General features: G+C 67.8%; 18 protein-coding genes and 1 pseudogene. 13 read left to right on the top strand and 6 right to left on the bottom strand.

Annotated elements, in window-relative coordinates; genetic code table 11:
• From IE260_RS38290 to IE260_RS38275, 4 genes are all read left to right on the top strand, one after another.
• Complete coding sequence (locus tag IE260_RS38290; RefSeq protein ID WP_189880502.1) at positions 1 to 447, top strand: RbsD/FucU domain-containing protein; 447 nt, start codon at positions 1 to 3, stop codon at positions 445 to 447.
• A 10-nt stretch (positions 448 to 457) separates the two neighbouring features.
• A complete protein-coding gene (gene gnd, locus IE260_RS38285) occupies positions 458 to 1,909 on the top strand; it encodes an NADP-dependent phosphogluconate dehydrogenase (RefSeq protein ID WP_189880501.1) in 1,452 nt (483 codons plus the stop codon).
• The gene (locus tag IE260_RS38280) at positions 1,906 to 2,475 is read left to right on the top strand and encodes a gluconokinase (RefSeq protein ID WP_189880500.1); all 570 of its coding nucleotides are present in this window, start codon (positions 1,906 to 1,908) and stop codon (positions 2,473 to 2,475) included. The genes gnd and IE260_RS38280 overlap by 4 nt, the downstream gene beginning before the upstream one ends.
• 453 nt (positions 2,476 to 2,928) lie before the next feature.
• A complete protein-coding gene (locus tag IE260_RS38275) occupies positions 2,929 to 3,132 on the top strand; it encodes a hypothetical protein (RefSeq protein WP_189880499.1) in 204 nt (67 codons plus the stop codon).
• A gap of 431 nt (positions 3,133 to 3,563) precedes the next feature.
• Here IE260_RS38275 and IE260_RS38270 read toward each other — a convergent pair whose 3' ends face one another.
• Positions 3,564 to 3,962: a PIN domain-containing protein gene (locus IE260_RS38270; RefSeq protein ID WP_189880498.1), complete on the bottom strand. Its 399-nt coding sequence runs from the start codon at positions 3,960 to 3,962 to the stop codon at positions 3,564 to 3,566.
• Complete coding sequence (locus IE260_RS38265) at positions 3,962 to 4,237, bottom strand: hypothetical protein (protein WP_189880497.1); 276 nt, start codon at positions 4,235 to 4,237, stop codon at positions 3,962 to 3,964. The genes IE260_RS38270 and IE260_RS38265 overlap by 1 nt, the downstream gene beginning before the upstream one ends.
• A gap of 103 nt (positions 4,238 to 4,340) precedes the next feature.
• Between IE260_RS38265 and IE260_RS42285 the strand changes: the two genes are divergently transcribed.
• From IE260_RS42285 to IE260_RS38235, 6 genes are all read left to right on the top strand, one after another.
• The gene (locus tag IE260_RS42285) at positions 4,341 to 4,655 is read left to right on the top strand and encodes a hypothetical protein (RefSeq protein ID WP_229881731.1); all 315 of its coding nucleotides are present in this window, start codon (positions 4,341 to 4,343) and stop codon (positions 4,653 to 4,655) included.
• A complete protein-coding gene (locus IE260_RS38255) occupies positions 4,624 to 5,151 on the top strand; it encodes a DUF6879 family protein (RefSeq protein WP_189880496.1) in 528 nt (175 codons plus the stop codon). The genes IE260_RS42285 and IE260_RS38255 overlap by 32 nt, the downstream gene beginning before the upstream one ends.
• A gap of 30 nt (positions 5,152 to 5,181) precedes the next feature.
• A complete protein-coding gene (locus IE260_RS38250; RefSeq protein WP_189880495.1) occupies positions 5,182 to 6,033 on the top strand; it encodes a helix-turn-helix domain-containing protein in 852 nt (283 codons plus the stop codon).
• Between the two features lie 96 nt (positions 6,034 to 6,129).
• Positions 6,130 to 6,312, top strand: coding sequence for a hypothetical protein (locus IE260_RS38245; protein ID WP_189880494.1), 183 nt, complete (start codon positions 6,130 to 6,132; stop codon positions 6,310 to 6,312).
• 44 nt (positions 6,313 to 6,356) lie between these two features.
• Positions 6,357 to 6,740, top strand: coding sequence for a DUF6415 family natural product biosynthesis protein (locus IE260_RS38240; RefSeq protein WP_189880493.1), 384 nt, complete (start codon positions 6,357 to 6,359; stop codon positions 6,738 to 6,740).
• A 731-nt stretch (positions 6,741 to 7,471) separates the two neighbouring features.
• On the top strand, positions 7,472 to 7,690 hold the full coding sequence (locus tag IE260_RS38235; RefSeq protein WP_189880492.1) for a hypothetical protein: 219 nt from the start codon (positions 7,472 to 7,474) through the stop codon (positions 7,688 to 7,690).
• 139 nt (positions 7,691 to 7,829) lie between these two features.
• Here IE260_RS38235 and IE260_RS38230 read toward each other — a convergent pair whose 3' ends face one another.
• The gene (locus tag IE260_RS38230) at positions 7,830 to 8,240 is read right to left on the bottom strand and encodes a hypothetical protein (protein ID WP_189880491.1); all 411 of its coding nucleotides are present in this window, start codon (positions 8,238 to 8,240) and stop codon (positions 7,830 to 7,832) included.
• A gap of 656 nt (positions 8,241 to 8,896) precedes the next feature.
• Between IE260_RS38230 and IE260_RS38225 the strand changes: the two genes are divergently transcribed.
• Genes IE260_RS38225 through IE260_RS38215 form a run of 3 tightly spaced genes read left to right on the top strand, consistent with a single transcriptional unit; the run spans position 8,897 to position 12,356 of the window.
• Positions 8,897 to 10,033 (top strand): ABC-three component system protein, encoded by a 1,137-nt coding sequence (locus IE260_RS38225; RefSeq protein WP_229881730.1) that lies wholly within the window; start codon positions 8,897 to 8,899, stop codon positions 10,031 to 10,033.
• Entirely contained in the window at positions 10,030 to 10,512 is a 483-nt protein-coding gene (locus tag IE260_RS38220) for an ABC-three component system middle component 2 (RefSeq protein ID WP_189880490.1), read from the top strand. The genes IE260_RS38225 and IE260_RS38220 overlap by 4 nt, the downstream gene beginning before the upstream one ends.
• Positions 10,509 to 12,356 carry a hypothetical protein gene (locus tag IE260_RS38215; RefSeq protein ID WP_189880489.1) on the top strand — a complete coding sequence of 616 codons (1,848 nt, stop codon included), beginning with the start codon at positions 10,509 to 10,511 and terminating at the stop codon, positions 12,354 to 12,356. The genes IE260_RS38220 and IE260_RS38215 overlap by 4 nt, the downstream gene beginning before the upstream one ends.
• 59 nt (positions 12,357 to 12,415) lie before the next feature.
• Here the strand turns inward: IE260_RS38215 and IE260_RS38210 are convergent.
• From IE260_RS38210 to IE260_RS38200, 3 genes and pseudogenes are all read right to left on the bottom strand, one after another.
• A pseudogene (locus tag IE260_RS38210) lies at positions 12,416 to 14,554 on the bottom strand (helicase associated domain-containing protein); the annotation flags it as partial.
• Between the two features lie 104 nt (positions 14,555 to 14,658).
• Positions 14,659 to 16,992: an nSTAND3 domain-containing NTPase gene (locus IE260_RS38205; protein ID WP_189880488.1), complete on the bottom strand. Its 2,334-nt coding sequence runs from the start codon at positions 16,990 to 16,992 to the stop codon at positions 14,659 to 14,661.
• Entirely contained in the window at positions 16,989 to 18,134 is a 1,146-nt protein-coding gene (locus tag IE260_RS38200) for a helix-turn-helix domain-containing protein (RefSeq protein ID WP_189880487.1), read from the bottom strand. Before IE260_RS38200 ends, IE260_RS38205 begins: the two co-directional genes overlap by 4 nt.
• Between the last annotated feature and the right edge of the window lie 46 nt (positions 18,135 to 18,180).

The raw sequence follows: 18,180 nt of genomic DNA, 5'->3' as shown, positions 1-18,180 counted from the left end.
ATGATCAAGGGCACCATCACCCACCCGCAGATACTGCAGGCGCTGGCCACGGCCGGACACAAGTCCACCGTTCTGATCGCCGACGCCCACTACGCCGCCGCGACGGCCGTGGGGCCGAACGCCCACACCGTGCACCTGCATCTCACCGCCGGAGCACCCACCATCCCGGACGTGCTCAGGGCGGTGCTCGACACCGTGGTGGTCGAGCACGCCAGCCAGATCAAGGCGACGGCCGACGCCCTGCCCAGCACGGTGCAGCAGGAGGTCGCCGAGACCCTGCCGACAGGGGTGCCGCTGGAGTACGTCGAGCGGTACGCGTTCTACGAACTGGCCCGCCAGGGCGACCTCGCGCTCGCCGTCGTCACCGGCGACACCCGCCGGTTCGGCAACGTGCTGCTCCGGCTCGGCGCCCTCATCACACCCCCCGAGCCCGCCACAGGCCGATAGGACCCCGCTCATGCACCACCCACAGCCATCCTCGGCGGACGTAGCCGTCATCGGACTCGGCGTCATGGGCTCCAACCTCGCACGCAACCTGGCCCGGAACGGGTTCGCGACCGCCGTACACAACCGCTCGCCCCACAAGGCCCAGGAACTGCTCTCGACCTACGGTGCCGAGGGCACGCTGATCGCCTGTGAGGACCTCACAGCCGTCGTCGCGGTGCTGCCGCGGCCCAGAAGGATCGTCCTCATGGTGCCAGCGGGAGACCCCACCGACGCCCTGCTCAACGAACTGGTCCCGCTGCTCTCCCCCGGGGACATCGTCGTCGACGGCGGCAACGCCCACTTCACCGACACCCAGCGCCGCGAATCGGCCCTCACCCACCGCGGCATCCACTTCGTCGGCGCCGGCATCTCCGGCGGCGAGGAAGGAGCGCTGCACGGCCCCGCCATCATGGCCGGCGGCTCGGAAACCGCCTACGTATCGGTCAGGCCACTGCTGGAGAAGATCGCCGCGAAGGTCGACGGCCGACCCTGCTGTGCCCGGGTCGGCCCCGGCGGAGCCGGGCACTTCGTCAAGATGGTCCACAACGGCATTGAGTACGCCGACATGCAGCTCATCGCCGAAACCTACGACCTGCACCGACGCGTGCTCGACGTGCCGCCGCAGCGCATCGGCGAGATATTCGCGCAGTGGAACCACGGTCCGCTGAACTCCTACCTCGTGGAGATCACCGCCGAGGTGCTGAGCCACACCGACCTCGCGACCGGCCACGCGTTCGTGGACGTCGTACGCGACAGCGCGGGGATGAAGGGCACGGGCGGATGGACCGTGCAGACCGCGCTCGACCTCGCCTGCCCCGTACCCACCATCGCCGAGTCGGTCCTCGCCCGCAGCCTCTCGGCAACATCAGGGCTGCGCGAGGCGGGAGCCTTGCTGCCCCAGTCTCCCCGCCCCGCGCCGCCGCTACCCACCACGGACGACTTCAGCGAGGACACCCGGCTCGCTCTGCACGCGTCCAAGCTGGTCGCCTACGCGCAGGGATTCGACCTCATCACGGCCGCCGCCACCGCCTACGGCTGGGACGTCGACCTCGCCACACTGGCGCGGATCTGGCGCGGCGGCTGCATCATCCGGGCCGGACTCCTCGATGACATGACCAACGCCTACGCCGCGCCCGCCCGGTCACGGCTTCCCCTCCTGACCGCCACCCCCTTCCGCGAGGCGCTCGCCGAAGCGCAGCTGCCCTGGCGGCGGATCATCGGCATTGCCGCTGCCCACGGAGTGCCGATACCGGCGATGTCCGCGAGCCTGGCCTACTACGACTCGCTGCGCGCCGACCGCCTGCCCGCGGCCCTCCTCCAGGCCCAGCGCGACTACTTCGGGGCGCACGGATACCAGCGGGTGGACCGCCCCGGGGTCTTCCACACCGACTGGTCCGGTGCCCGCACCGAGGGGGCGGCATGACCACGGCGGCCTCCCCCTTTCCGTCAACCGTCCCCGGGACGGGGGACGGGCCCGGCCACGAGGTGGCGGTCCTGGTCATCATGGGGGTGTCAGGGTGCGGGAAGTCCACCGTTGCGGGGATGCTGGCCGGCAGCCTCGGCTGGGCCCTGGAGGAGGGCGACGACCTCCATCCGCCGAGCAACATCGCCAAGATGGCGGCCGGGCAACCGCTCGACGACACCGACCGGCTGCCCTGGCTCCAGCGGGTGGCAGGCTGGATCGATCACCAACTCGCGCAGGGCCGCCCCGGCGTGATCACCTGCTCCGCGCTCAAGAGGAACTACCGGGACCTGCTACGTCGCCCAGGAGTGGTGTTCGTCCACCTGACGGGCAGTCCCGAGATGCTCCAGCGGCGGCTCGAAGCGCGCCTCGACCACTTCATGCCCACCGCGCTCCTGCACTCCCAACTGCACACGCTGGAACCGCCGGACCCGGACGAAGCAGCCCTCACCATCCAAGCAGCCGCGAAACCGGCGCTGCTGGTCGAGGAGATCATGCGGAGACTCCCTCTCGCCCCTGCTGAATGACCGCCGGCGGGCGGTCTCCTGGCGCTCAACTCGACCGAATCTCCCGCGATCCAGGCCATGAGCTGATACAACATCGCCCGCCAGCGCGCAGGGTCCACACCCTGGCCCACGGCCACCGCACGATCTTCAGGAGTCCACACAACCCCCGAGGATCACGCGGTGGCCGACTCGCTCTCCTTGCCACAAAAGGGGTGACCTCATTGCCCGACCCTGAGCTCCCGCACCGTACGCACCGCGAGGGCCGTGACCAGCTTCAGATGCAGTCGAGACCGCAGACATCCCCCGGCTCCCGCACCGCCCCTGACGGTCCCCCCAGTCCCCCCGGACGGCCCCCGGCCGCGCCTAGCCGGGCAGGACAGGACGGTAACGCCTCAGGCGCTCTACGTTCCCGCCCGCCTGGGTTCGGCAGGCCGTCTTCATCACGAAGATGCCGGCCCCGGGCGGAAGGGAACCATGATGAAGAACATCGAGGACGGCCTCTACGCCCATGACCGAGTCGTCGGCGGACCGCTCGCCGAGGCAGCCCTGCGCCGTGCGCGCGAAGCTGGCCGGCGCCTGGACCGGCTTCAGCAGGAGCCGGCCGCACTGACCGACGCCCAACTGCGCGACGAGGTGCGTCGCGCCCTGCGCCACTTCATTCCCGCACCGTTGCGGTAGTGCCTGTCGGGACGCTGCCGGGGGATGTCCGGGCGGATCCGGCGCTTGAGGACGCTCCAGCAGTGCCGGGCGCCTTGCCGTGAGACCTGCCAGGCGCGCCCGAGGTCTGCGAGGCTGGCGCCCTTCTCGACGGCCCGTGAGGCGTAGATCACGACCCGAACGGTTTGTCCCTGACACCCGAGAGCCGGACCGTGTCGTCATACCTCCCCGGCGACCGTAGTCGAGCGGTTCCTCCGAGTCGCCAGATTTTCGCCACCGCGCTGGCGGATGACGGTGGAGCTCGGCGTGTACCACGAGCGGTGCTGCTCCCGGCGAAGCAGTGCCGGGTCTTGCTGGTGTCAGGCGGCGGGCCAGGCCTGGGGCACAGCGACGGTCGTGGCGGCGGTGCTGGCGGGTCGTGGTGACCGTCTTCTGCCGTCGGCGGCTGACGTTTACTGGCCGGGGTGGACGGCCTGGACGCCGGTGCCGGCGTATGCCTTGGGCGTCAGGGTGAGCAGAAACCGCCCGGCGGGGTGGGCGGCGGAGGGGCGGGCGGCGTGGATGGCGTGGACGGCGGCCCAGGAGTGCCCGAAGCGCAGCAGTTCGGTGGCGGTGACCGCGGCGTCGGTGTCGAAGGCCTCGATCCGGATGAACCGCAGTCCCTTGATGTAGCCCAGCAGCCCGGGCCGCTCGGCGTCACCGGCTGTCAGCGACAGTACCGGCGCATACAGATCACCGAGCCCGCCGGAGGCCTGGACGTAGAACGCGGCGACCGCCTCGTTGAACGGGTCCTTCGGGTCGTACAAAGCGGCGGCGGTGGTGTGGTCCAGAACGACCGAGATCGCCGCCACTACGCGGCCGTCTGCGAGCCATGGTGCGCTCCGCCCAGGCGCTCAAGCAGCGCACGGGCCTTCGCCTCGGCCTCCTGGCTTGGCGCCTGGCCCAGCGCGGAGGCGAGCTCGGCGCGGGCCAGCTCGGCACGCTCGGCGTACTCGGCCCTGGTCGGCGTGTCCTGCGCCAGCTCTTCCACCAGGTTCCGGATCGTCGTGCCGTGCTCGGCGGCCAGCTGCGCCAGCCTGTCCCGCGCCGCCGCGCTCACCTTGATGCTCGTCTCATCTGCTGCCATATGCCTTACTGTACCGCGTTCCTCTACTGCTGGTAGAGGAACGCGGTACGAGCTGGATGTGAGAGCAGACGAGCCCGGTCCGACAGGCCCCGGGGCCGTGCACATGACCGGTCAGATCGTCTCGGCCCCGCTCCATGCCCACGGTGAGGGATCGGGCCGTCGACCGGCAGACGTCCGCCGGGAGGCGGTCTCGTCGTTACCGCAGCGTGCAACGCAAGCGGTGCGGGTGGACACCGACACCGCCCAGGGGCCGGAACTGGTTCTGCAGGGCAAGTTCGCCGACGCGGCGACCAGGGCCGCTTGCAGCCAGGACAGTCCGCCCGCAGACGACGAAGGGGTCATCCGGATCCCGGTCCGGATGGTGGCGCAGATCAGGGAGGCGTGTGATGCTGCAGAAGCCGCCCACGCCCGGCTTTGAGGACCTGCTCGACTCCGCCCAGCAGCACGCTCTGCACCTGGAGCTGCGGGACGTCTACGCCGTGGGGGAGGAGCGGGAGGTCTTTGAGGCGTTCCTGCGCGACGGGAGCGTGCCCGCGGACGACTCGGAGTTCTGGAGCGGGTGGCTGCCGCTGGTGGAGCGGACCGTCGCCCGCGGGGTGAAGGTCCTGCGGGCCCGGGTCGTGTCCGAGCCCGTCACCGACTACATCCGCTTCGAGCACGCCATCACCGACGCCAACGTCCGCGCCGGCGAACAGGTCCGCTGGCTTTCCCGCCGCCGCGCCTCCACCTTCGCGCTGCCCGGCAACGACTTCTGGCTCATCGACGACCGGATCGTGCGGTGGAACATCTTCTCCGGTGATGGCCAGGCCCTCGAGCCCGACCACACCGACGACCCGAGCGCGGTCAAGCTGTGCGCTGAGGCGTTCCGTGCGGTGTGGGACCTGGCCACCGAGCACGCCGATTACCGCATCTGACCGACGCACAACCCAAGGGCCACGCACCTCATGCCGACCGCCTCCCCATCGTCCAGCGCACAGGGGGCCCGTGAGGCGCTCGCCGTGCGGCTCATGCACCTGCGCAAGGACGCCGGCCTCACCGGGAAGGAACTCTCCGCCCGGTGCGGCTGGCACCCCGCCAAGACCACGCGCATCCAAAAGGGCGCGGCCCTGCCCTCGGACGCGGACATCCGCGCCTGGTGTACGGCGTGCGGCGCCGACGACCAGACCGACGACCTCATCGCCACCGCCCGCGCCGTCGACTCGATGTACATGGAGTGGCGCCGCCTGCACCGCAACGGCATGCGCCAGGTCCAGCAAGACTGGTACGCCCTGCACGAGCAGACCCGCCACTGCCGGGTCTACGTCTCCAATCTGCCCCCGGGCTTCCTCCAGACGTCGGCGTTCGCGACGGCCCTCATGAAGCAGATCACCGCCTTCCAGGGCACCCCGGATGACGTCGCCGAAGCCGTCGCCGCCCGCGTCGCCCGCTCCCGGTTCCTCTACGAGGGCGGCCACCGCTACGTCGTCCTCATGGAAGAGTCCGTCCTGCGCTACCGAACCGTCGGCCCCGAGGCGATGCGCGGGCAGCTGCGCCACCTCCTGGCCGTCATGCCGCTCGCCTCCGTCTCGCTGGGAATCATCCCGTTCACCGCGCAGCGCACCGTGTGGCCGCTGGAGGCGTTCTACATCCACGACGACACCACGGCCGTGGTGGAGACACTGACGGCGGAGATCAAGGTGACGCAGCCGCGAGAGGTCGCCGACTACGCCAAGGCGTTCGCCGGCCTCGCCTCGATGGCCGTCTACGGCGACGCCGCCCGCGCCCTCATTCAGGCTGTGATCGACGCCCTAGAGTGAACCTGCGCAATTCTCCGCAACTTCGTTGAGGGCGCGGACCGTAGGTGCGTAGCGTCGACGGCACCGACGGACCACCAGCTGGAGAGGCGGGGCCTCATGCGCGTACACACCGACAGAACCGCCCTGGCTGCGGAAAGTAGCGACCTCCAGTCGCCCGCCTACGGCGTCCCCTCGTCGGCCCTGCTGGCCCGCGCAGACCGGGGCTTCGCCCGGTTCCTCGGTCAGCACGGCGAGGACCAGGACGACAGGCCCGGCGACGGCGAGGACCCCCAGCGGTGACCGCCAGGCACCCACGCCAAGACGCTCCAGCAGCGAGGCCCGCCATGCACACCAGCACGCACACGGTCCTGCACGACCCCGACGGCCTGATCGAAGCCGGGGTCCCGCTCGATCGCGAACCGTACGAGAGCCTCGTCAAGGCCGTCCTCGCATGGACCGGCGAAGACACGCTGACGACCCGTGACTTGGAGCAGATCGCCCTCCAGCTCACCGGCCACGCCCGCGCCATCGCCGCCGACGTCCGCCGCCGTGCCGACCAGCTGCCCCAGGACAAGGCGCTCGCTGACGTTGTCCTACGCGAGGCGGAGGGCCGGCTCTCCACGACGATCGAGGGCACCGTGCGCTGCGTCCAGAACCGCGCCCGCCTCGTCCGCGCCCTCTACGAACGCCTGGACCGCCTGGACGCCGCAGTCACTCAGGCCGTATGAGGCGCCCCGCTACGCCAGAGCGGCAGCCACGGTCTCCAGCACGGCGCGTTGGTGCGGGTCGACGGGCACGTCGGCCTGGCGCAGCGAGCGAAGCGTGGTTCCCTCGGCGCACAGCCTGCACAAGCCCGATCACCGGGAGCGGACCGGCGCCGATGAGGGCGTGTGAGGAAGAGCTCTCGTAGACCGGCCGGTAGCAGCCGGGACACAATCGGCAGTCCTGCGTCATCACCAACGAACGGCGCGCGGAGGGGCCCATGGGCCTGTGGGGGAAGCGGGCGAGAGCCTTTGCGGGCGGCGTCGGGAGTTTGCGGGTATGAGTGAGCAGATGGGTATGCTGCTTTTGGCAGATAGCGCCTGCCCGCTCCGAGTCACGGTGGCCCACGTCCGCCGTGGCGGCGAAGACAAGGTTCTCCGAATCGCGCCCTGCACTTCCGCCAGGTCATCAGACATCCGTGCGGGGAACGTGGGCAGTCCCGCGAGGAGCACCCGATGACCCAGAACCACCGTCAGAAGTCGTGGATTCGCGCTTTCCAGGCCGCCACCGAAACGACGTACTTGAACGCTCGCCGCCGCCACCTCAATTGGCCGACCCTGGCCGAAGTGATGGAGGAGCACGAGGGGCTCGGCAACTTCGGCATCGGCGTCTTTAACCCCCCCCCGTCTGGCCGCCGAGCAGCAGCGCGCCGAACTCGCCGCCGAGCGCGAGAACCCGGCGCAATGAGGACCTGGTCGTGAAGACGGCCCTGTGGCTGTGCGACAACGTCACGCCGATCAAGACGCCCACCGCCGGCAGCTACGGTGTGAAGCACTTGATCGAGAATGCAGCTGGCGTCTACCTGCCCAACGGCGTGCTCATCGCCTCCGCATTCATCGTCGGGTACCCCTTCAGGTACGACCAGCCGAACGTGCGGTTCGGTATGAGCCAGCGGGACCTGAACAAGTTGAGGTGAGCGCGGGCGTCGCCCTGCAGACCGGGCCCTCGGGCGTGATCCGAGGGGCCGGGCCGGGACCTGGTGCTGGCGGTTATGGCCAGCCCACCCGGGCAGTCGCAGAACCAGCTCGTCGGCGACGGCGGGCCGGGAGCCCGCGCTATTCCGCACCGATCCGTGCGTCGATCACGATGTCGGGCACGGCGGCCCCGTCCACGGCCGAGAGGTCGACTGCATCGATCACAGAGGTAATCGCGTCGTACGTCCGCTGGTACAGGGCCCGGTGACCAGAATCAAGGGGGACCATGGGGAGGGTGCCCCACAGGACGCGGTCCGTGAGTTGTGCCAGCTGCGGGCCTGTGAGGGAGATACGCAGCATCTCCTGTTCGGAGGTGCCCTCCTTGGCGTCTCCGGGGAACTTCACGCTGCTGTACCGGTATGTGGCTTGGGTTCGCAGCAGTCGCCAGGTCAGTGCGGTGCACAGCAGATCGACCTTGGCGACGCCGGCGGCCTTCTCTAGGCGTGTCCGGTGCGTACTCGACCACTTCAGCGGAACGTTCCGTAATGTCATGTGGCTTCTCCTCCCGTTGGCGTCTGCAGACGCCCTACCCAACAGCACGACGATTCACGTGGGAACGCGGGGGAGGCCATCGTGCTGTCTCTCCAAGCGGCCGGCCGCGCGCCCCCGACGAACGGTTCGCCGGATCGGTCACCACGGCGGCGGCGCGCTGAGCGGAGCGCCGCGACGTGCCCGGCCACGTCGCGGCAGTTGCTGCTCCCCCCGCAACCACTGTGGACGGTGCGGTCTGCTCACGCTCGTGCGTGCGTGACGGCGGCAGTACGGCCGCCAACCCAACTCTCCCCGGGTAGACGGCACCACGGACCTCGGCCCAGCGCCCCTCTGGCCACAGCTGGCCTGCACCGCCCTCGCCGAGAAGCTGGACACCGTGAAGGTGATCCACGGCGTGCACGGCAAACCGGACCGCTCGGTGACGAGCGTCCCCGACGACCTGCTCCTGAAGGACGCTGAGGAGCTGGCTGGCCCAGTGCGCCGACCGGGCATGCCGGCAGCGGCCGCGGCAGGCGTTATGAAGGTCATGCCCGGTTCTACACCGCGTCGGCCGCAGCGTGCACATCGCTCCCCAGCCTTCACGATGAGCAGGCCGGGATGATATGACTACGTTGCGTGATCTTGCGTGACGGCTCAGTGCCGGGGGGCGGTGAAGTGTGGCTGGGGAGCTGAAGCCAGGCAGGGACGGGGCGAGGCCAGTCTTCGAAAACATTCCGGAGCCGGCCTCGCCGCCGGTGGTGGTCACCACTCCTCAGGGCGTTCCCACTTTCACCCCGCAACAGCTCCTTGCTCATGTGTACAAAGCGGACGACTGGGAGGACTTCACCGTTGAGTGGGTCCGAGCCTTCGGCCAGTGGAACGGGCGCCCCTATCTCCGGGTGAAGAGGATGGGTGGGGCCGGCGACCGAGGAGCAGACGTCGCGGCTTGTCTGACTCCGCAGGGCACAGCCGGCGAGTGGCACTGCTACCAGTGCAAGCACTACAGCAAGGCGCTGACACAGAGCGATGCGTGGCCAGAGATGGTCAAGATCTTCACGGCGAAGGTGCTGGGCGAGTACGAGCTGCCCACTCGGTACGTCTTCGTGGCACCGAAGATCGGTCAGACCTTGGACCGGCTGCTCCTCCACCCCCCGAAACTGAAGAAGGACTTCCTCGAAGCCTGGGACAGGACGGACTCCAAGCTCGGGACGGACCTTGATCCGGCAGTGCGGCAGGCGGTGGGGGATCTTGCTCGACAGACAGAGTTCTCCATGTTTGAAGCTGCGGACATCGACAACATCCTCGAGCTGCACGCCACAACTCCGCACCACGTACGACGCTTTCCAGAGCAGCTCAGGCCCCGTCCAGATGCCGAGCCGGCGCCCGCGGAACAGAGGGACGACGAGGCCGTCTACGTGCAGAAGCTCCTGGACGTCTACAACGAGAAGTACGGCCTCAGCCTGGAGACCCTTACTCAGGCGCGCGAGCACCAGCGGATCAACCGGCATCTGGCCCGACAGCGAGAGGCGTTCTTCCACGCAGATGCGCTGCGGGTCTTCGCTCGCGAGAGCGTCCCTGATGCCACCTACAAGAAGATCGAAACGAACCTGTACAACGCCGTGGTCGACATCGAGGACCGCGACTACAACTGCGGACATGACCGCCTGGACGCCGTCCTGGACGCTGCCGCAGCCCACCAGCCCAATCCGCACAACATCCTCGCCTCCGTTGTGGAAGTCATCGACCTCAAGGGGCTCTGCCACCATCTGGCGAACGACGACAAGCTGACCTGGTGCAAAGAGGAGTCCGCGTGAATCCTCTCAACAGTCCCCTGGAAGTCGGCGTCCGCGCCTTGGTCCTCCTGGCCGAGACTTTTCCCCGCCGTCTGGACGTCGCCCAGCTCGTCTACCTCGACCACGCGATGCTCCATAGCGGCGACCTCGACGACGGCCCGTCCAGCCTCCACCCAGACCTTCCTGTCGGCCCTGGCGAACTCGGAATGCGTCGGCGCCTCATCGAACGGGGACTCGTCGTGCTGATGCGTGCTGGCCTCGCCGACATGACCGCCACCGACGACGGCTTCCTGTACGGGGCCACAGAGGAGGCCGCCAGTTTCCTCAACGTCCTGGAAGCCCCCTATGTCGGGCTGCTCACGGAACGGGCCTCCTGGCTTGTCAGCACCTACATGCACGAAGAAACGGACGTCCGCGACGGCATGAAGCAGATCACCCAGCGCTGGTTCGACCGCCTCACCGCTGACACGCCGCACTCAGCCGAAGGGGACGTCCTGTGAACAGGCTGACGCTGGTACACCTGACCTTCCTCGGAGTGGGCAAGCCCCCCGCGACCGTTGAGTTCAGCCCTGGACTGACCGTCATCTACGGTGCTTCCGAGACGGGCAAGTCCTACATCGAGAAGTCCGTGGACTACATGCTGGGCGCCAGCGAGCTCAAACCGATCCCAGAGGACAAGGGCTACAGCCGCATCCTGCTCGGAATGCGAGTGGACGATGGCAGGCTCTTGACCCTCTCCCGTGGGCTTGCGGACAGCACCATCGACGTGTTCAACAGGGATCTGCGCCAGTTCACCACGGCGCCGGCCGATGCCACGCTCGGCTTCAAGCACAGCTCGACCTCCCAGCGGAACATCTCTCGATACCTCCTCAAGGTGCTGGGGATCGACGGACTGAAGATCCTCCGGAACTCGCGTGGCGAGGTACGGCTGCTCAACTTCCGGGACCTAGCCCGACTGTCCGTCATCAACGACTCGCGTATGGCCGGAGAGCGGTCCCCGGTCCTCACCACAGGGCTGCCGCAGAACGAGACCGGCGAGAAGTCAGTCCTCAAGCTCCTCCTCACCGGGCACGACGAACCAGTCGGACCGACCGCACCCGGCACTGTGGAGAAGAAGGTCGGCAAAGGCCAGGTCGAGATCCTCGACCGCCTCATCGACGACAACCGCGGAAAACTTACGATCGCCGCGAATCAGTCCGAGCTGCGTGAGCAGCTGGCTCGCCTGCAGAGCTCACTGGACAACGCCACGTCCCGATCCGGTCGGCTCATCGCTTCCCGCTCCGCGCTCGTGCAGCGTCGCCGTGACCTGGAAGCCAGCGACAGCGCCGATCAGCAGCGCGCCAGTGAAGTACGTCAACTTCTGGCCCGGTTTGCACTGCTACGGGAGCAGTACGAGTCGGACCTCGAACGCCTGCGCATGGTTGGTGAAGCTGGAAATCTCCTGGGTTACTTCCAGACCGGCACCTGCGTTTTTTGCGGTGCGGAACCAGAGCATCAGCACCCTGGGCATCACCTTGCTGAGACAACTCGGCTGGCGGCAGCTGTTGCCGCTGAGACCCGAAAAACCACGGAGCTGCACCGCGACCTCCTCAGTACGATCGAAGACCTTGAGGCTCAAGAGGCTGATCTGAACGCGGACTGCGCCCGCCGCGCTGACCAGCTCGCAGCCATCGACAGTGAACTGCATGCACTTGAGGAGCAGCTCGAACCACTTACGACCGACACCAGCGAGGTCATCGCAGCTCGCTCACGACTGGAGCAAGAGCTGGCTATCCATGCCCAGCTCGAGCAGCTCGAAGAGATCAAGGCATCACTGCCGATTGCCCTGCCGAACCCGCCACCGGCCAGGCCGGACGGCATTCCCGCTGCCGACGTCTCAGACTTCGAGCAGGCGATTCACCAGACCCTTCAGGCCTGGCAGGTACCCGGAGAAAACCGCGTCACCTACAACCCGACCAGTGCAGAGATTGCAGTCGACGGGCGGCCCAGAGGGAGCCGGGGCCAGGGCATGCGGTCCATCATCCACGCGGCCTTCGCCGTATCACTGGCACGCCGCAATACTGCTCGCGGTCTGATCCACCCTGGATTCGTCGTGCTCGACTCGCCCGTGCTCACCTACCGACAGCCCGAGAATCGGGAAGCTGATCCGGAGCTGATGACCTCCGACGTTGTGGAGCACTTCTACCGAGATCTGCTCGACGACCCCCCGGGCCAGGTCATCATCATCGAGAATGGCACTCCGCCTGCCACCATCGCCGAACGTGCCAGGATCTATGCCTTTGACGCCGACGGTTCCGAACGTCTCGGTTTCTTCCCGCCCCAAGACGAGCCACCGACGGGCTGACCGTAGATCAGGTTGGTGAGTGGCTGGCCATGCTGCGGCCGACTACTCACCAGCCAGCATTACGCCCACCCCACTCCCAGCTTCCGCAGAGCGGCGAGCTGGTCGGCGTCCAGCCGGTCCCTTCTCGATTTGGTGTTGGAGACCCATACGCCCAGCTTCACGGTCACCGGCTCGCCGCCGACCGTGATCTGTTCGCTGTGCCCCCTCGGCACTGGCCGGTCGCCTTCCCGCTCCACCCACTGCGTGAGGGCGGCCAGGCCCCGCTGGAACGCCGCCTGCGCTTTGCTCGGTCCCTTCCGTCGTGCGCGCGGCTGCCGGGGCGGGAGAGGGCGCCTCAGTGGGCTGCACGCCCAGCTTCGACAGCCGCTCCTGCTGCTCGGGGAGAAGCTGCGCCCAGGTGCCCGGGTTCTTCTGCCGCTGAAGCCACTTGCCCAGGTCGTCGCCCTCGAACAGCACCCCGGGTTCGATGGCCGGCAGGACGCCGTCGGCGTCGACCAGGTCGGCGAGGACGCGGTAGTGCCGCTGCCAGTCCAGCGGCCACGGGCAGTTCCAGTCCTCATCGACCGCGGCCAGCTGCTTCGCGCGCTCCGCCGCCCGCTCCGCGTCCTTGCCCAAGCCGCCCTTCCGGCGCAGGTTCGCCATATGCTGGTCGACCGGGACCATCGCCTCGCCCTCGCCCCATACCGCGTCCTGACGCGGCGCGAGGTGCCCCATGGCCCGCCGGTAGGACCGCAGCGCGGCGAGCTTGTTCTCCCACGCCTCCTCGCCCGGCTCCCACACCATCCCGGCCTCCGGCGCGTCCAGCAGCGTCTTGCGCCGCTCCTCCAGCTCCCTGGCCCGCAGCGCCTTCCTCTGCTGGTGGACCCATCGGCCAAGCGGAAACCCCTTGGTCGCCCCGACCTCGACCTCGACGTCATACGGGATGGCGTAGAGGCCCGTGATCTCGTTCTCCTTCCGCCACTGCAGCAGCGCCTGGTAGCCCTCCAGCCACACCAGCGACTCCGGCCGGTAGACCCGGGTCCGCAGGAACGCGGCGATGGTCGCGGCGTCGCGCGGGCTGGAGAAGTGCAGCAGGGCCGCTTCGGTAGCGGCCTGCGTGTCGTCGTCCTCCTGGCCCTCGCCATCGCCCTCACCGCCGGCCCCGACGATCCGCCCCTCTTCGTCACGCCTCACGTGGACCTTGCGCTTGCCGCTCGTGAGTGCGCGGGAGGCGAGCTGCTCGACGAGTCGTTCATCGTGCGAGCGCAGGCCCTGGAGCACGGCTACAAGGGGGCGGAACGAGGCGCTGGCGACCATGTCCTGCGGGTCCTCGCCGGGCTCCAGGAACACTGGCACGATGATCCGCGCGACCTTCGTGGAGCCGTCGCGGTTGAGCCGCAGCGCCCGGCCGATGTTCTGCACGATCTCCACCTGCGAGCCGCGGGTGTCGGCGAAGCAGACGGCCTCCACACCCCGTTCGCCGGTGATGTCGACCCCTTCCCCGAGCACGCGAACGCTGGCGAGGAAGGCGCGGTGGACCCGGCGGCCGGCTGCGTCGATTCCGTTGGCGAACTGCCGCAGCACCTCCCGCCGCTCGGAGACGAGATGGTCGCCGCACAGCCACGCCGACCACACCCGGTCCGGGGGTACGTGGCGGCCGGCCTCCAGCTCGTAGAAGGCCGCGTCGATCGACGAAGCGGGCAGCTCCTCCGCCTTCGCCAGGTCCTCGTCCGAGGCGTCGTTCATGTACAGCTCGGCAGCGGTTTCGGGCAGCTTCTCCGCGAACGCCGCGGCCTCCTCCACCTTCTGGTGGAACGTCATGACGGTGCGCAGGTTCCATGCGGCGACGTGCTCCAGGAGCGCGGTCTGCAGCAGGGCCAGACGCCGGCCCCGCCGTGCCTCCTCAGACTCACCGAGGACCGGCGAGGGTCGCGGATCTCCAGCACGTCGATCTCGAACCCGGCGAGGATGCCTCGCTCGATCGCCTCGGAGAGTCCGAGCTCGGCGCCGGGGAGCCACGCTCCGAAGGTGCCGTCCGGGTCGTCGGCCATGGTCGCGATCTCCGCCTCCTGGCCGTCCGCGCCCCTTCGCGGCTGGGGTGCCGCCAGGATGCGCGGGGTCGCGGTCAGGTAGAGCCGGAAGTCGGCGGGGATGCGGGCGTTGTCGTGGATCGCGGCCCACGGCCGCCCGAGATCACCGGCGGTTGAGTGGGCCTCGTCCGTTTTACCGATCGGTGAGGTGTACGGACCGAGGCTGACCTGCACTCTTCATGGTGAACATGTGCGTGATGTTCGGGCTGCCCTGGCGACGGCGACAACCGTCCTCAGTCCTCATCGAGGTCGTCGAAGATGCTCCGCCCGTATGGTTCGTTCGGGGGCGTGGAATGCCCGGGGAGCTTTGACGCAAGAGACTCCTGCGGATCGAGTTCATACTGAATTCTCCAAACCTCTTCCTCCATCTTGTTAATGATCTGCTCGATAGAGGAAACTGCCTGGTGGTCTCGTTCGAAGGCTTTTCGGTAGTTGTAGAGTTCGCTTCGCAGCTCGTCGTAGTAGATGTCCGGATCGCTACTGCGGGGATCGTAATTCCTGCCCCAGTCCTGGAGTACCTCATCGAAGCGAGACGGAAGCTGCTGCTTCACTTGGCTTAGTAACTGCTCTCGTTCGGTTTCAGAGAGAAGAATCTTCCATTCGGGGAGCCAGGTCCAGCCGGCATCCGGTGATTCGATGGCCAGCTTGGTAACTCGTTCCAAGACCCTTTTTTGGTCTGCCGGTCGGAGTAGATTTGCTTGCTTGAATCTGGCGAGGACCCGAGGCTCGTCCACTACGTTCAGGAAGGATGTAAACCTGGTCATGTGGGTGACGGTGTCGGGCTCTTCCTGTGCGTAGAGAGCGAGGAAGTCGTCGGAGCATCGGTCGGCGAGGAAGTCGTGCCAGATTCGTTGGCTGAGCCAGTCGTCCAAGGTTTCGAAGTCTGCGATCTGGAGAATCGTAACCACTCTGGGATAAAGGGTTGGTGGCACTCTGAGTAGCGTTCCGGGATGCTCTCCGGTGTCGCAGTCGATGCGTGAGAGAATGGCACGCCAGTTCTGGCCTGACAGGAAGATCTCGATCAGGTTGGTGTCGTCAGCCAGGAAGGCGGCGAAGCCTTCTTCCAGGGTGGGGTGCCGGAAGGACCATCCGGTGACGGTGTGCTCGCCGGGCGGGTGACCTTCCTTCAAGAAGGTTCCGGTAAGTGTGCGGAGCGCTCGGCCTACGCCGGAAACGGTTCCTCCCAGGCGCGTGGCGACGTCGTGTTGGGTCGAGTCCAGGTTAAGGGGGGCTGGCAGGCAGCCGCCGGCCTGGTAGGTCAGGGCGAGCGCGGTCTTCTCGTCTGGTTCGAGTCCTTCGTAGGTATCGCGCAGGAAATCGCTGGGACGTGCCATAAAGTCGGTAAGGCCCCGGCTGTTCAGCTCGAGGTGGTGGGTGAAGGCTTGTTGACCCAGGCGTTTGGCGACTTCGGGGTAGAAGGGTTCCGTGTCAGCTGCTGCGTGCAGGTGAGGTTTCATGGCGGACCTGACGCCATTGGGCTGGTCGCCGAGTTTGATGTGGTTGTAGAGGATCTGGCGGCGTTCGTGTGCCGGGAGTTGAGCGACGTCGATGACGACTTGCTGTTCGTGCAGAAGGGGGTGGGCGGATTCCTTCAGGTAGGGGCGTGCGTCGCGGTAGATGTAGTCGCGGGAGGTGAGGACGACTTTGGCTCCGCCGCGAATGGCGGCCATGATCTGGCGCATGTGGCGGGACCAGTCGTCCGTGAGATGGCGCTCGTGGCGCACGGTGCCAAAGGCGTCGTCGATCCAGAAGAACTGGTTCGGCTCGTGCGGGTTCCAATGGCGTACGAGTTCATCTGCGTCGTGGGCGTTGACGGTCAGGCAGCCCCAGGCGTCGAGGGCGGTCATAGCCAAGGTCGCGGCGATGACGGATTTGCCGACGCCCGGCTCGCCGAGCAGGAGGACGAAGCCGTGCTCCTCTACGGCCTGGGCGGCACGTCGGTAGGCGTCGGTGACCACGAAGGTGGCCAGTTCGTCGCGCAGGTAGTCGAGCAGGGCCTGGGCTTGGGTGTAGGCGCGTTCGTCGAAGATCTGGGAGAGGTCGCCGAGTCCGTAGACGCGGGGGACGAAGGTCCGCAGGCGCTGGTGAGTGGCGATGGTGTCGCAGATCCATCGGCCGTCGAGGATCAGCGCGTACCCGACGCCGGCATCGAGCAGCCGTCGTCGGATAGCAGCTCCCGAGGTGCCGCTGACCCGCGCGTTGGTGAGCAGGACGTAACTGCCGCACAGATCCTGGTCCACCAGTGCTTGGGCCTTGGCGAACTCGTCGCTGAGTTCCGAAGGCGTGAGGGTGGTGTCGGCTTTCGTGGTGTGTTTGCACTGTAGGACGAATGGACCGTCGGGGACGTCCTGGACGCCGATCGGGTCAGGTGGCTGTTGCCAGGTGCCGTAGAAGGCACCGTCGCGTCCGCCGTCGTTGGAGTCGGCGAAGGTGTGTACGGACTGTGCCCACACTTCGCGGAGTACTGCGGCGCACAGGTCTTGGAATGCGCGCCAGCCCAAGGTGTGCAGGGCGAAGTCGGGGGAGCCCGGTGCTGCGACGGCGCCTTTGCGAGGGTGGTCGGTCACTGTGGCTGGTCCTCGGCGGGGCTGTTGTGGGGGAAGCGGACGGGGCGTTTGAGGTTGTTGCCGTGGGTCCAGGGCAGGGCGCCGTCGTGCTGGAGGCGGCCGACGACGATGCCGGGGGTGATACCGGCCTGGCGGGCGAAGGCTTTGATGTTGTCGAAGGGCATGGGCCTGCGGGCGAGGCGTCGGTATGCGGCGTTGTGCTCGGGCGGGATGAGGGTCTGGGCTGCGAAGACGTCGGCTTCTTCTTCGCTGCGGTCGCCTTCGGGTGTGCGTTCGTCAGCGCGGTCGGTGTTGTCGAGGAAGGTCAGTCTCTTGCCGTGCAGGAGGGTGTGTCCGATCTCGTGGAAGACGGTGAACCAGAAGTGGTCGTCTTTTTTGAACCTGTCGCTGAGGGCGATTGCGACTTTGTCGGGGGTGAGCCAACGGGTGACGCCGGAGACGCTGGTCAGGGGAGGGGCGGGGAGGAAGACGACGGCTACGCCGGCCTGGGCGCAAAGATGGGAGATCCGGCCGGGCCAGGTTGCCGGGTCTTCCAGGGTGAGGGCGCGCAGGCTAGGCAGGAGGGCGGTGAGGGCGGCGCGGTCGAACGGCTGGCAGGACAGGGCGCGGGCCCTGAGTTCTGCCTGGCGGAGCCATACCGCGGTGGCGTAGTCGTCGGTCTTCAGGACGGTGGAGCGGCGGAAGGCAGTGCGGTAGCTGCGCCAGAGGTCTTCGGCAACGTCCGGGTCGGCGACGCCGAAAAACGCCAGCAGACGCTGGAGGTTGTCCGCGCTCCTGTCCTTGTTCGGCAGGATGTTGCGCTTGACGAGCTCGGTCAGTGAGAAGTTGTCGAGCCAGTCGATGCGCTTGCTGAGCCGCTGGAGCTCCTGCTGGCGGGTGACGTGTGTGCGCCAGGCGGCTTCCAGTTGGTTCCACATGGAGGCCGGGATGCCGGTGGCGCGCTCGAGGAGGAGCGCGGTCTCGGGGGTTAGGACCGCGGTGCCCTGGACGATCTGGTTGATGTGCTTGGTGGACAGACCGGTACGCCGGGCGAGATCGGCCTGCGGGATGCCGAGCGCTTCCAGTTGTTCTTTGAGGGTCTCGCCGGGTGGCTGGGCGGAGTCGGGCGCGTAGGCGAAGGGCGGGGCGGGAGGCGGGGTCACGGGTGGTGCCTCTCTGAGGTCGGGGAGGCGAGGGTGGCGGGGGCGG

The organism is Streptomyces viridiviolaceus (assembly GCF_014650995.1).
Classification (GTDB): domain Bacteria; phylum Actinomycetota; class Actinomycetes; order Streptomycetales; family Streptomycetaceae; genus Streptomyces; species Streptomyces viridiviolaceus.
The sequence above is the reverse complement of the archived record's forward strand: the minus strand, read 5'-3'. Positions and strand labels throughout refer to the sequence as shown.